Source organism: Sanguibacter sp. HDW7 (assembly GCF_011300875.1).
In the GTDB taxonomy this organism is placed as follows: Bacteria; Actinomycetota; Actinomycetes; order Actinomycetales; family Cellulomonadaceae; genus Flavimobilis.
Genome location: NZ_CP049862.1, coordinates 1,148,448 through 1,161,602, shown reverse-complemented (window position 1 = coordinate 1,161,602; position 13,155 = coordinate 1,148,448). Strand labels below are relative to the sequence as shown.

Genomic DNA, 13,155 nt, shown 5'->3' with positions numbered 1-13,155 from the left:
GTGGTCGGATTGCAACTCGCAGTGAGCCCGCATTCGGCGCGAAGCGTGGCCGCAGCAGAGAATGTTGAGTTGCCCCGTCGCAGCCCCCAGCGTGAGGCCCTCCTCGCCACGACACCTGCCTAGGTAGAGGTCGAACTGCAGTCGTGCTGCGGCGATCACCCTAGTTGCTCGACGACCCATCCGGCGTGTGACTATGCGGCGAGGGTGCAACCCAGCCATACTTGCTTTATGGCTTTCGAGATGACTCAGCCGAGGGACGAATACTGGAGTCGAGCAGTCGACTTCCTTGGAGAGACCGCACTTGCGTTCATCCTCGACCTAGTGCCCGGAACCGGCCCGACGAGCAACGACCAGCTACGCTGGGATGTCGTTGAGCAACTTGGCAGCGCTCCGGCCGACGAGCGTTTCCTGCAACCTGAGCAGAAACTCTCGCTTCGAGCCCATCTTCTTACTCGCGTGTCACCTGACAGTGGTCTCACTCTCCTGGAGGAGGTCCGCCGGCTCATTAGTGGCCGGACTCCAGAGCAAACAGGCGATGTGCTCGTAGACGCATTCGTCCGCCTTGCGTTCAACGGGATCGCTATCGAACATCTGGACGGAGCCGCACAGGACCGATTCTTGGTCTCAGCATCGTTTCAGGATCCTGCCCTCTACGGACCGGCCGCCGAGGCGTTCCTGCGGGATCCATCACTAAACTCCCTCTTTCCCAAACAGGACGATGAAGTCGATTCGCGTGGCCAACGAGTTGCCATCGGATTGCTGACTTGGCTTACCGCTGACGGGGGAACGACTGATCTGCGCATCGCGGTGGGATCCATTGTCGCGCAGACATTGGCTCGAATGCGATTCGACAAGAGGCTCGACGAAGAGTCGCTTGTCGAGTACGTGCGTCAGACACTCGATGATCTGCGGAGCGCAGCGCATGGCCGGAAGGTCACTGTGACCATCCTGTCGGGCTTGGTCGGAGTACAGGTTGACGAGCCCGTTGATCGGGGCACCTGGGGGCTGGCACCAGCCACCGATCTAGCCATCGAAACCTGGCCAGGTGCAGACCACCGCGCGCCCAAGAGTGTGTTCTGGGTTAAGTCGACCCAGCAATTAATCGGTCGCCTGCGAAACGACGCATCCGAGACAGAAATCAATGCGGCATTCAGCAAGCTGCATGAACTCGCCAGCGTTCATACAGCCACCCTTCGCCGAGATGTCATGCGCCTGCAATTCTGCATCGCCGCATGGGCAGCCGAGCGCGACCAGATCGTCGATGTGACCGCTACATGGCATTGGTCACTATTTCCCATGGCCCGCACTCCAGCCCCATTCGTCACCACACCCCACGCCGGCCTTCCCGATGCTCAACTGGGCAAGGCCGATCTGGACGAGATCGCCGCGACGATGGATGAGATCGGCGATGTCACCGACCGTCTGGACGTGGCCCTTACCCGGATTATCCGAGCATCCTCGGAGCGACGCGATCCCGCGGACGCGCTCATCGATGCGGTCGTGGCGTGGGAGAACATGCTCGGCTCCAAAACCGAGACGACATTCAAGGTGTGCGCTGCGCTCGCATGGCTTCTCGAGCCGGATGACCAGATGCGAAGAGTTGCGTCGTTTGGCCGCGCCAAGAAGTTGTACGCCGCAAGGAGCGACCTCGTTCACGGGTCCTCTAGTTCGATCCCAGACGACTTGCACGAGCTCAGTCGGGAGGCGCTCGTAATGGCTATCCGCGCGTATCGGCGCATCCATGCCTTTCCAGAATTGAAAGACATTAAAGCGAGCACTCGCTCTGAACACCTGCTTCTGCAGCGCTGAACCGACCTTCGGCGCGGTGAACGATCACCTCGAAGCTCAGTCAATGCAAGCATGTTGATCCCAGCGCATGCGTCGTCTTCGCGCTGTTGGCGACCGCACCCTTACGGGCACGCGAGGCGGGCGTCGACCTCGTCGACGTGTCCTCAGGCGGGCTCGTCGCCCACCAGCAGATCACCGTCGGCCCCGGCTACCAGGTGCCGTTCGCGGCACGCGTGCGCGAGGTCGCCGGCGTACCCACCGCGGCCGTCGGGCTCCTCACGACGCCCGCGCAGGCCGAGGACGTGCTCGCCTCCAGGGCCGCCGACGCCGTGCTCGTCGGGCGCGAGTTCCTCCGCGACCCCCACCTCGGGCTCCGCGCCGAGCGCGAGCTCGGCCACGAGCAGCGCGAGCTGTGGCCCGCGCAGTACGCGCGGGCGCGGCGGTGAGCGGGTGGCTGTGACACGTCGGCCGCGGACGCGCGACTCACGACCGCGACATTCTGACGATCTCGGGGTTCCGTCGCCGACGGAACCTGGCAGATTCCACGGAACCTGCGGAAACTCGGAGCGCCCCCGACAGGACTCGAACCTGCAACCTACGGATTAGAAGGCCGTTGCTCTATCCATTGAGCTACGGAGGCCCCCCGATCCTACCGGGCCCGGGCCTGCGACCGCGCGTCGGTCGCGCAGGACGGGCAGGGTGACGTCGAGGAGCACGACGACGCCGAGGACGCCGACCGCAAGCGACGCGCCCGCGAGGACGTCCGTCGTGAAGTGGTAGCCGAGGTAGAGGCGTGAGCCGCCGACGAGCGCGACGAGCAGCACCGACACGATGACCCACCCGACGAGGGCGCGCGCTCCCCCGCGCCGCGACCACACGAGGTAGCCGAGCACCAGGACGAGCGTCGCCGCGCCGATCGTGTGCCCCGACGGGAACGAGAAGGACGTCTCGACGCCCGGAACCGTCATCGCGGTCTCGTCGGGCCGGGGTCGCGCGACGAGCATCTTGACGAGGCTCGACACCCCGACGGCGAGCAGCATCGCCCCGATGAGCAGCACGGGATCGCGCCAGCGGCGCGTTCGCCACCACCACAGCGCGCAGCCGACGGCCACGAGGATCGGCAGGAGCGTCGGCCCGAACGCGTTGGTCACGCCCGTGAGCAGCGTCGTCAGCCAGGCGGTGCGGTGCGTGACCATCCAGTCGAGCACCGGATGGTCGACCGTCGTGAGGTCGTCGTTCTCGAGCACCCCGTCGAGCAGACCGGCGAACGCGAGCGCGCCGAGCGTGAGCAGGACGAGCCCGACAGCCACGCCGCCGAAAGTCGAGAACGACGCGGACGCGGGCCCGCGCGGCGGGGCCGGCTCGGCCGGACGTGACGTGGTCGACATGACCCGACGCTAGCGCCGGGACGCGCGTCACACACAGGCTGGCGCGGCCCGACGTACCCTGGGAGGCGTGTCACGCGCCCTCAACAACGACCGCATCGTCTGGATCGACTGCGAGATGACCGGCCTCGACCTGGGCGCAGATGCGCTCGTCGAGGTCGCCGCAGTCGTCACCGACTCCGAGCTCAACGTCCTCGGCGACGGCGTCGACGTCGTCATCCGTCCCGAGGCCGCCGCGCTCGAGCAGATGAACGACTTCGTCCGCTCGATGCACACGACGTCCGGGCTGCTCGACGAGCTCGACGCCGGGACAACGATGGCGGAGGCCGAGGAGATCGTCCTCGCCTACATCCGCGAGCACGCCCCCGAGGCCGGCCGCGTGCCGCTCGCCGGCAACTCCGTCTCCACCGACCGCGCGTTCCTCGACCGCGACATGCCGACGCTCGCGGCGCACCTGCACTACCGGACCATCGACGTCTCCTCGATCAAGGAGCTCGCCCGACGCTGGTACCCGCGCGTGTACTTCCGCTCCCCCGAGAAGAACGGCGGGCACCGCGCTCTCGCCGACATCCTCGAGTCGATCGACGAGCTCCGCTACTACCGCGAGGCGCTCTTCGTCCCGCAGCCCGGACCCGACTCCGACGTCGCGAAGGCGATCGCGGCACGCATCACGGAGACGTCCGTCACGCGGCGCCCCGACGTGGTCACGGAGCACTGAGAAAGACTGTATGCTTCTTGTCGGCCCGATGAGCCTTGGTTCGTCGGTCCTGCTGCGTGTGCAGCGATGGTGGGTATAGCTCAGCTGGTAGAGCACCTGGTTGTGGTCCAGGGGGTCGCGGGTTCAAGTCCCGTTACTCACCCCATCGAACGAAGGCCGTGACCTGCGGAGACGCGGGTCACGGCCTTCGTCGCGTTGCCACGTACTACAGCGCGCGTTACCGGTGAACGGCGCCCCGGGCCGGGTCGAGCCCGACAGTTCGACCATTCTTCTTGCCCCCAGGTCGCCCGCCGTGCTTGGCTCCCGTCGTCCGAGGCATGCACGTCGAAGGGGGCCGCGCCCATGTTCAAGGTCGTCGCCGCAGCGCTGCTGGCCGCCGCCGCGTGGGCACGTGCACGCCAGGCCGCCCGCCGAACCCTCCGCGAGCCCGACGCCCCCGACGCGGACGAGCCGCTCCTCTCTCTCGGACCGCCACCCGAGAACTCCGACGACCCGCGCGACAACCCGCCGCTGACGATCACCCCGCAGGAGCTCGCCGACGCTCTTCGTGCGCGCTTCGCCGACCTGCTCCCCGGTCAGGAGCTCCGCATGCGCTCCGTGGAGCCCGACGGCGACGCGGTGCGCGTCCTCCTCGACGGGCACGTCGGGGACGGGGGCGGACTCTACGGCGCGATCGTCACGATCCCGCGCAGCACGGAGGATCCCCGTTGGGCGGAGTGGCAAGGGTTCGGCCGCGACGAGTGGATCGAGCACGCGTGCTTCTGGCTCGTCGTCGAGGCCTACGACACGCGCCACTACGTCGGCGCACGCGACGGAATCGTCTGGCTCGACCTCGACTGAGCCCCACCTCGACGGAGTGACGCCTTCCGACCGTTGAACGGTCGGAAGGCGTCACTCCGTCGAGGAGGAGAAGGAGGAGGACCCGTCGAGGAGGGTCAGGCGTGGCTCAGGACGCGGAGGAACTCGGCGACAAGGTCGGCCGCCGCAAGCCGTCCATCACCCTCGCGTCCTTTGTCATGCTCTTCGGGTCCGCGATGCCGCTTCTCATGCCGAACATGACTGGCATGATCGCCATGAGCCCCGGCATCGCCGCCGTCAGCCTCAGCTCGCTCGGCAGCTTCCCGGTCCTCTTCGTCTTCGCCATCATCTTCGTCATGCTTGCAGCAGTGGCCGTCGAGCCGATCCGAGGCGTCAAGTAGGCAGGAATGAACATGCAGACCAGTACCGGAACCGAGCACGTCGAGGTCACGACCCGCGCCGGTCGCGTGCGCGGCACATGGGTGCCGACGACGGGAGCGGGCCGTCACACCCGGTCCGCCGCGTTCCGCGGCATCCCGTTCGCCGAGGCCCCCGTCGGCCCGCTGCGCTTCGCGGCGCCCGCGCCCAAGGCGCCGTGGGACGGCGTGCTCGACGCCCTCGAGTTCGGCGCGACCGCCCAGCGCGGCGACCCCGGGGTCACGCTCATCCCCGAGCCCAGCGTCGCCGGCGACAGCACGCTCAACGTCAACGTCCACACCCCGACGCCGCAGACGCCGGCCGACGGCACCGGCCTGCCCGTCCTCGTCTACATCCACGGCGGCGGCTTCTTCGCGGGCTCCCCCGCGAGCCCCTGGTACGAGGGACACAACTTCAACCGCGACGACGTCGTCACCGTCACCATCTCCTACCGCCTCGGCTTCGACGGCTTCGGCTGGATCGACGGCGCCCCCTCCAACCGGGGCGTCCGCGACTGGCTGCTCGCCCTCGAGTGGGTCCAGGAGAACATCGCGGCGTTCGGCGGCGACCCGGGCCGCGTGACGATCGCCGGCCAGTCCGCCGGCGGCGGCGCCGTGCTCACCCTGCTCGGCATGGAGAAGGCGCAGCACCTCTTCCACGGTGTCTACTGCATCTCCGGCGCGCTCGCCGACGTCGCGGCCGCACGCTCGGAGGCCTTCGGCCGCGAGCTCGGCGCGAGGGCCGGCGTCGAGCCGACCGTCGCAGGGTTCTCCTCGCTCACCGAGGAGCGCATCCTCGCGCTGCAGAAGGAAGCGACGAAGCTCGACCCGTCGTCCATCGGCACCATCATCGAGGAGGGCCTGCCCCTCGGCCCCGTCGTCGACGGCGACCTGCTCCCCCGCCCGACTCGCGAGTCCCTGCGCGCGGGCATCGGCGCCGACAAGCCGCTCGTCCTCGGCACGACCGACGACGAGTTCACCATGGCGATGGCCGAAGCCGCGAAGACGCTGCGCTGGGTTCCCACGGGCGTGCTGCTCGGCAAGCTCGGCGTCGCCAAGGACCGTCGGGCCGCGTACCTCAAGGCGAACGCCGATGTCGTCGCGCTCGGCAAGGCTCGCCTCGCGGGACGCGTCCTCACCGACCGCATGTTCCGTGCGTCGGTCCTCCAGGTCTCCGCCGACCGCGGCGACGCCCCCACGTGGCTCTACCGCTTCCGCTGGCCCTCCGGCACGTTCGGCTTCGCCGAGCACTGCCTCGACGTGCCTTTCTTCTTCGACTGCCTCGACGGCCCCGCGATGGAGCCGCTCGCCGGCCCCCACCCGCCGCAGGCCCTCGCCGACGAGCTCCACGCGGCAGCCGTCGCGTTCATCACCGACGGCCACCCCGGCTGGCCGCAGGCAGGCGCCCGAGGCATCGCCCGCGTCTGGGACGTCCCGTCCACGACCGTCTCCGGCGCCTATGACGCGGTCAAGGCACTCCTATGAGCGCCGCCCAGGGCCACGCACCCGTCACCACCCCCGACCTCGCCCGCACCGACGGCTAAGGAGCACCACATGACTGACCGAACCGCAGACCTCGCGGCGATGACCACGGCGGAGAAGGCCTCGCTCACCAGCGGCGCCGACTTCTGGACCACGAAGGCCGTCGCCACCGCCGACGTCCCCTCGATCATGCTCACCGACGGACCCCACGGCCTGCGCAAGCAGTCGGGCGACAGCGACCACCTCGGTCTCAACGACTCCGTGCCCGCGACGTGCTTCCCTCCCGCCGCCGCCCTCGCCTCGACCTTCGACCCCGCGCTCGCCGAGCGTGTCGGCGCCGCGATCGGCGTCGAGGCCGCGATCGAGAACGTCGGGGTCGTCCTCGGCCCGGGCACCAACCTCAAGCGCTCGCCCCTGTGCGGCCGCAACTTCGAGTACATGTCGGAGGACCCGATCCTCTCGGGCGCGATGGGCGCGGGACTCGTCACGGGTATCCAGTCCCAGGGCGTCGGCTCGTCGCTCAAGCACTTCGCGGCGAACAACCAGGAGGACGACCGCATGCGCGTGTCGGCCGACATCGACCCGCGTCCGCTGCGCGAGCTCTACCTGCGCGGCTTCGAGCGCGTCGTCAAGGCCGCCCAGCCGTGGACCGTTATGTGCTCGTACAACAAGATCAACGGCGTCTACGCGTCGCAGGACCACTGGCTGCTCACCGAGGTGCTCCGTGACGATTGGGGCTTCGAGGGCCTCGTCGTCTCCGACTGGGGCGCCGTCGCGGACCGCGTCGCCGCCCTCACCGCAGGCCTCGACCTCGAGATGCCCGCCGGCGACGGCCGCACCGACGCCCAGATCGTCGCCGCGATCGCCGAGGGCCAGCTCGAGGAGTCCGTGCTCGACACGGCCGCGAGCCGCGTCGTCGACCTCGTCCGCAAGACGCAGGCGCGCCCCGCCGTCGAGGGTCCGCTCGACGGCGACGCGCACCACGCCCTCGCCCGCGAGGCCGCAGGCCGATCGATCGTCCTGCTGAAGAACGACGGCGGCATCCTGCCGCTCGCCCCGGACGCGTCCGTCGCGGTCGTCGGCGAGTTCGCACGCACGCCCCGCTTCCAGGGCGGCGGGTCGTCGCACATCAACCCGACGCGCCTCGACTCCGCGCTCGACGCACTCGGCGCCGTCGACGGGCTCACCGTCGGCTTCGCGCCTGGCTTCGCGTTCGACGGGTCCGACGCCGACGCGCTGCGCGCCGAGGCCGTCCGGCTCGCCGGTGCGCACGACGTCGTCGTCGTGTTCCTCGGGCTGCCTGACACCGAGGAGTCCGAGGGCTTCGACCGCACGCACATCGACCTGCCGACCGTGCAGCTCGAGCTCCTCGACGCGCTGCTTGAGGCCAACCCGAACGTCGTCGTCGTGCTCTCCAACGGCGCCGTCGTCGCCCTGCCCTTCGCCGACCGCGTCCCCGCGGTCGTCGAGACCTGGCTGCTCGGCCAGGCCGGCGGCACCGCGACGGTCGACGTCCTCACGGGCGCCGTCAACCCGTCCGGACGCCTCGCCGAGACGATCCCCCACCGCCTCGAGGACACCCCCGCGTTCGGCTCGTTCCCCGGGTCGTTCGGTCACGTCCGCTACGGCGAGGGCATGTTCGTCGGCTACCGCTGGTACGACCAGCGCCGCATGGACGTGACGTTCCCGTTCGGCCACGGCCTGTCGTACACGACGTTCGCGTACGGCTCGCCGACGGTCACCGTCGCACCGTCCGGCGACCTCACCGTCACCGTCCCCGTGACGAACACGGGCGACCGCGACGGCCGCGAGGTCGTCCAGGTGTACGTCGCGCCGCTCACGTCGGCCGTCGAGCGTGCCCCGCGCGAGCTCAAGGCGTTCGCGAACGTCGAGATCGCCGCGGGCGCGTCGCAGGACGTCACCGTGACCGTCCCGCGCGAGGACCTCGCGTACTGGGACATCCGCGTCGACCGCTGGGTCGTCGAGGGCGGCACCTACCGCGTCGACGTCGCCGCGTCGAGCCGCGACGTGCGCGGCAGCGCGACCGTGGAGGTGAGCGGTGACGAGGTCTCGATGCCGCTCACGCACTCGTCGTCGGTCGGCGAGCTCGTCGCGCACCCCGTCGTCGGTCCCATGGTCCTCGCGCACCTCTCGGGCATGCAGGAGATGGCCGAGGGTGCGGCCGAGGCCGGTCTCATGGCGGACGACGGCATGATGAAGCTCATGGCGTCCTTCCCGATCGGTCGCCTCGCCGGCTTCCCGGGCATGGGCGTCACGCACGAGCAGGTCGACGCGCTCATCGAGGCGGCCAACGCAGGCTGACCCGCCCGGCTCCACCGCCTACCCGCGGATCTGTGCCCTACCCGCAAGTTCAGACGTGCGGGTAGGGCACAGCCATGCGGGTAGGCGGGCGGGCGGGTGGTTGCCCGCCATGACGGCCACGGGGCAGGCGGCGTACGCCGGGTGCCGAGCGACGGCGTCGGCGGCGTGACCTCCTCGCCTCGCGCAGTCATGCCTCGACGGCCTCCGCCCCTGCCGTCGTCCATGGCAGGATCGCGGGATGTCGTCGATCCTCGATACGCAGGTCCCGTCGGGCCCCGTGCCCGTGCCGCCGCAGGTCGCGCGCTACGTCCGTCCCGGCGACGACGTGCGGGCGGTGTGGCTCAACGGGGTCGGCGGGGTGACGTTCCGGGTCGCGGGCGGCTCCGACGTGCGCTTCGTCAAGTGGCACCCGGGCCCCGCGCCCGCGGTGGGCACGCTCATGCCCGACGGTCGCACGGGGCCTCCCGGCGACGGGGCTCTCGCTGTCGAGGCGGAGCGGCTCGCGTGGGCGCGCGAGCACGGGGCGAGCGTGCCCGAGGTGCTCGACGTGGGCGCGGACGACGACGGCTCCTGGCTCGTCACAGCAGGCTTGCCGGGGCTGGCAGCGGTCGTCGAGCCGTGGCTGTCGCAGCCCGTCGTCGCAGCGCGCGCCCTCGGCGCCGGTCTGCGCGCGCTCCACGACGCCCTGCCCGTCGAGGACTGCCCATGGACGTGGGGCACGGACGCCCGGCTCGCGCGGGCCCGGGCCCGAGGTGCGACGTCGGGCCCCGACGGCTGGACGCCCGAGCACCTCCACCCCGACCACCACGGGATCTCCCACGCGGAGCTGCTCGCACGGCTCGCCGACGTGCCCGACGTCGACCGCCTCGTCGTCGCCCACGGCGACGCGTGCGCGCCCAACACGCTGCTCGCCGAGGACGGCTCGTACCTCGCGACGATCGACCTCGACTCGCTCGGCGTCGCGGACCGCTGGGCGGACCTCGCGATCGCAGGCTGGAGCACGACGTGGAACTACGGCCGCGACCTCACGGCCGAGGTCTGCGACGCGTACGGCGTCAGGCCCGACGAGGAGCGGCTGGCGTACTACCGCCTCCTCTGGGACCTCGGCTGACCGGGGCGTCGTCGGGCGCCGCATGTTGCCGTCGCGAACCGGCCGACCTGCGAGCTAGCGTCCTCCCGGCGTGCTAGTCGTCCTCCCGCGAGATAGTCCCCACGACGCGAGATAGTCGCTCTGCCGTCCTAGGTCGCGACAGGAGGACTAGCTCGCGGCTTCGGACCGGGCACCACAGACGCAGCGAGGGGCCGCGCGGCGTGCCGCGCGGCCCCTCGCCGTCAGCGATCTCAGACGTAGCTGGCGTACGCCGGGAGGTCGAGGACGCCGTTGCCCGACAGGCCGATGACGATGACCTCGTCGGTCGTCGCCGCCCGCGCGTGCGCGATCGCCCCGGCGACGCCGTGCGTCGATTCGGGCGCCGGGATGATGCCCTCCGTCCGCGCGAAGAGCAGGCCCGCAGCGAACGCGTCGTCCTGCTCGATCGCGATCGCCTCCATGAGACCGAGGTTCACCGCGTGCGAGACCATCGGGCTCATGCCGTGGTAGCGCAGGCCGCCCGCGTGGATCGCCGGCGGCACGAAGTCCTTGCCGAGCGTGTGCATCTTCAGCAGCGGCGTGAGACCCGCGACGTCACCGAAGTCGTAGCGGTACTCGCCCTGCGTGAGCGACGGGCAGGCCGCCGGCTCGCACGCGACGAGGCGCGTCGTCGTACCCTCGCGCAGGTTCTTGCCGAGGAACGGGAACGTGAGACCCGCAAGGTTCGAGCCGCCGCCCGCGCAGCCGAAGACGATGTCGACGCGGTCCTCGACCTGCGCGATCTGCTCGAGCGCCTCCTGCCCGATGACGGACTGGTGGAGCATGACGTGGTTGAGGACCGAGCCGAGCGCGTAGTGCGCCCCCGGGTCCTTCACCGCGGCCTCGACGGCCTCGGAGATCGCCATGCCGAGCGAGCCCGTCGTGTCGGGCGTCTCCGCGAGGATCGCGCGGCCGGCGTCCGTGAGGTCGGAGGGCGACGGGTGGCAGACGGACCCGTAGACCTCCATCTGCGCACGTCGGTACGGCTTGGAGTCGTACGAGGCCCGCACCTGCCACACCTCGCACGTGAGGCCGAGCAGCGACGCGGCGAACGACAGCGAGGCGCCCCACTGGCCCGCGCCCGTCTCCGTGGTGAGGCGCGTGACGCCCTCGAGCGCGTTGTAGTACGCCTGCGGGACGGCCGTGTTCGGCTTGTGCGAGCCGACCGGCGAGACGCCCTCGTACTTGTAGTAGATCCGGGCCGGCGTGCCGAGCTCCTTCTCGAGCGCGCGCGCCCGGATGAGCGGCGACGGGCGCCACAGCGCGTAGATCTCGCGGACCTTCTGCGGGATCTCGACGTAGCGCTCGGTCGTCACCTCCTGCTCGATGAGCGCCATGGGGAACAGCGGCGCGAGGTCGGGCGGGGTGAGGGGCTCGCGCGTGCCCGGGTGCAGGTGCGGGGGCACCGGCTCGGGGAGGTCCGCAGCAAGGTTGTACCAGTGCGTCGGGACGCTCGACGGGACGACGGTACCGAGCGGCTCGAGCCGCGAGCTTGTGGTGGGCTGCGTGGTCATGGTTCTCCTTCGACGTCGACCTTGGACGCAGGGTAGCCCGAACGTGACGCGCGTCACGACGAAACTGCCCGAATCCGCAACCCGTCTCACCAGCAAAGACGCGAGCCTCCGCCGAGGTCAAGGCTCCGCGGCCCGCCGCGGGCCGACGCCCTCCCCACCACGTGCCCCACGCCCCACGCTCCGCGCCCCGATGGCTCGATGGCTCGATGGCTCGATAGCCGATCCGACCACTTCATCGGTACGGATCGGCTATCGAGCCATGGGGGCGGTGAGCCACCGACGGTCCAGCGCGTCGCAGGACGGCGGCGACGCGTCGATAGCGGATCAGCACACGTCACACGTACGGATCGGCTATCGCGCATTGGGTACGCGACGAGGAACGTTGTCGATAGCGGATCGGCACACTTCAAATGCACCGATCGGCTATCAGCACTCCGCGGCGGGCGGTCTGCCGCTCAGCGCCACCGCACGACGAAGCCTGCTCACCGATAGCGGATCAGCACACGTCACACGTACGGATCGGCTATCGCGCGTTGGGCACGCGACGAGAAACGTCGTCGATAGCGGATCGGCACACCTCAAGTGCACCGATCGGCTATCGGAACACTGCGGAGTGGGCTTCGGCGCTCCGGTGGGGGCTTGTCTGGTGGAGTGGGCGCGACCGCTCAGGCGAGGCGGGCGAGGATCGCCTGTGCGAGCCCGTCGGCCGCACCCTCGCGGAAGGCGAGGAAGAGCGTCGGCTCGACGACCTCGAGCTCGAGGACGAGGGGCGCGCCGTCGTCACCCTCGACGAGGTCGACGCGCGCGTAGAGCAGCCCCTCGCCCGGGTGCGACTCCTCGAGCCTGGCCTGCGCGAACGCGACCGCGCGGTCGGCAAGCTCGCGCTCGGCCGCCGACACCTCGCGCAGCGACATCGACTCCTGCTTGTAGAGGCCCGCAGCGCCGCGGAACTGGCCCTGGAGCATCGCGCCCTTGCGCACCGCGTGCGAGAACGCCCCGTCGATGTAGACGAGCGCCGCCTCCCCCGCCGTGTCGACGCTCGTGAGGTAGCGCTGGATCATCACCTCGCGGCCGTCCTTGAGCAGCTGGACGGTCCGCCGGATCGCGGTGCCACGGCTCGTCGCCTCGCCCGCCTGGTAGCGGCCCGTGTCACGCGCGCCGCGCGAGACCGTCGGCTTGATGACGAAGTCGCCGTGCGCAGGCATACGCGTGTGGACGGCACGCGACGAGAGCTTCTGCTCGGGCGTCAGCCAGATCGTCGGGATGGTCGGCATGCCGGCCGCGTCGAGCTCGCGCAGATAGGCCTTGTCGGTGTTCCACGCGAGGATCGCGGCGCGGTTGAGAAGGTTGGGCACGGTGCGCGCCCACGCGAGGAACGCGTCGCGCTGCTGCGACCAGTCCCACACGGACCGCACGACGACGAGGTCGAACGCGGACCAGTCGACCTCCGCGTCGTCCCACACCGCCGGCACGGCCTCCACACCGAGCTTCCGAAGAGCCCGCAGGAGGTGCTGGTCGTCCTCGGCCAGGTCGGGGTGGAAGTTGCAGGTTGCCAGGGCGATGCGCGTCGTCGTCACCCGACCAAGTTTAGCCGTCGAAGGCA

The 13,155-nt window shown here is 70.2% G+C and carries 11 protein-coding genes and 2 tRNA genes; 9 read left to right on the top strand and 4 right to left on the bottom strand.

The window, feature by feature from the left end:
• Window positions 1–228 precede the first annotated feature (228 nt).
• Both G7063_RS05475 and G7063_RS05470 read left to right on the top strand, forming a co-directional pair.
• Complete coding sequence (locus G7063_RS05475; protein ID WP_166413498.1) at window positions 229–1,809, top strand: HEPN domain-containing protein; 1,581 nt, start codon at window positions 229–231, stop codon at window positions 1,807–1,809.
• A gap of 86 nt (window positions 1,810–1,895) precedes the next feature.
• Window positions 1,896–2,234: a hypothetical protein gene (locus tag G7063_RS05470; protein WP_370520735.1), complete on the top strand. Its 339-nt coding sequence runs from the start codon at window positions 1,896–1,898 to the stop codon at window positions 2,232–2,234.
• A 121-nt stretch (window positions 2,235–2,355) separates the two neighbouring features.
• On the opposite strand, the gene G7063_RS05465 is transcribed toward G7063_RS05470, so the two are convergent.
• Both G7063_RS05465 and G7063_RS15240 read right to left on the bottom strand, forming a co-directional pair.
• Window positions 2,356–2,428, bottom strand: a tRNA-Arg gene (locus G7063_RS05465).
• Window positions 2,391–2,984: a phosphatase PAP2 family protein gene (locus G7063_RS15240; RefSeq protein WP_255454251.1), complete on the bottom strand. Its 594-nt coding sequence runs from the start codon at window positions 2,982–2,984 to the stop codon at window positions 2,391–2,393. Before G7063_RS15240 ends, G7063_RS05465 begins: the two co-directional genes overlap by 38 nt.
• 259 nt (window positions 2,985–3,243) lie before the next feature.
• Here G7063_RS15240 and orn point away from each other — a divergent pair, with 259 nt between their 5' ends.
• The 7 genes from orn to G7063_RS05425 all read left to right on the top strand — a co-directional run bounded on the left by orn (window position 3,244) and on the right by G7063_RS05425 (window position 10,020).
• A complete protein-coding gene (gene orn, locus G7063_RS05455; protein WP_166413497.1) occupies window positions 3,244–3,891 on the top strand; it encodes an oligoribonuclease in 648 nt (215 codons plus the stop codon).
• 69 nt (window positions 3,892–3,960) lie between these two features.
• Window positions 3,961–4,036 (top strand) — tRNA-His (locus G7063_RS05450).
• Between the two features lie 197 nt (window positions 4,037–4,233).
• Window positions 4,234–4,731, top strand: a complete 498-nt coding sequence (locus G7063_RS05445) for a hypothetical protein (RefSeq protein ID WP_166413496.1) — start codon at window positions 4,234–4,236, stop codon at window positions 4,729–4,731.
• 101 nt (window positions 4,732–4,832) lie between these two features.
• Window positions 4,833–5,090: a hypothetical protein gene (locus G7063_RS05440; RefSeq protein WP_166413495.1), complete on the top strand. Its 258-nt coding sequence runs from the start codon at window positions 4,833–4,835 to the stop codon at window positions 5,088–5,090.
• A 12-nt stretch (window positions 5,091–5,102) separates the two neighbouring features.
• The gene (locus G7063_RS05435) at window positions 5,103–6,590 is read left to right on the top strand and encodes a carboxylesterase/lipase family protein (protein WP_240916197.1); all 1,488 of its coding nucleotides are present in this window, start codon (window positions 5,103–5,105) and stop codon (window positions 6,588–6,590) included.
• A 69-nt stretch (window positions 6,591–6,659) separates the two neighbouring features.
• A complete protein-coding gene (locus tag G7063_RS05430; protein WP_166413493.1) occupies window positions 6,660–8,909 on the top strand; it encodes a glycoside hydrolase family 3 C-terminal domain-containing protein in 2,250 nt (749 codons plus the stop codon).
• Between the two features lie 238 nt (window positions 8,910–9,147).
• Window positions 9,148–10,020, top strand: a complete 873-nt coding sequence (locus G7063_RS05425; protein WP_166413492.1) for an aminoglycoside 3'-phosphotransferase — start codon at window positions 9,148–9,150, stop codon at window positions 10,018–10,020.
• A 230-nt stretch (window positions 10,021–10,250) separates the two neighbouring features.
• Here the strand turns inward: G7063_RS05425 and G7063_RS05420 are convergent, their stop codons facing one another.
• Together G7063_RS05420 and G7063_RS05415 are read right to left on the bottom strand one after the other, a co-directional pair.
• Complete coding sequence (locus G7063_RS05420; RefSeq protein WP_166413491.1) at window positions 10,251–11,552, bottom strand: TrpB-like pyridoxal phosphate-dependent enzyme; 1,302 nt, start codon at window positions 11,550–11,552, stop codon at window positions 10,251–10,253.
• A gap of 665 nt (window positions 11,553–12,217) precedes the next feature.
• A complete protein-coding gene (locus G7063_RS05415; RefSeq protein ID WP_166413490.1) occupies window positions 12,218–13,129 on the bottom strand; it encodes a RimK family alpha-L-glutamate ligase in 912 nt (303 codons plus the stop codon).
• Window positions 13,130–13,155 lie beyond the last annotated feature (26 nt).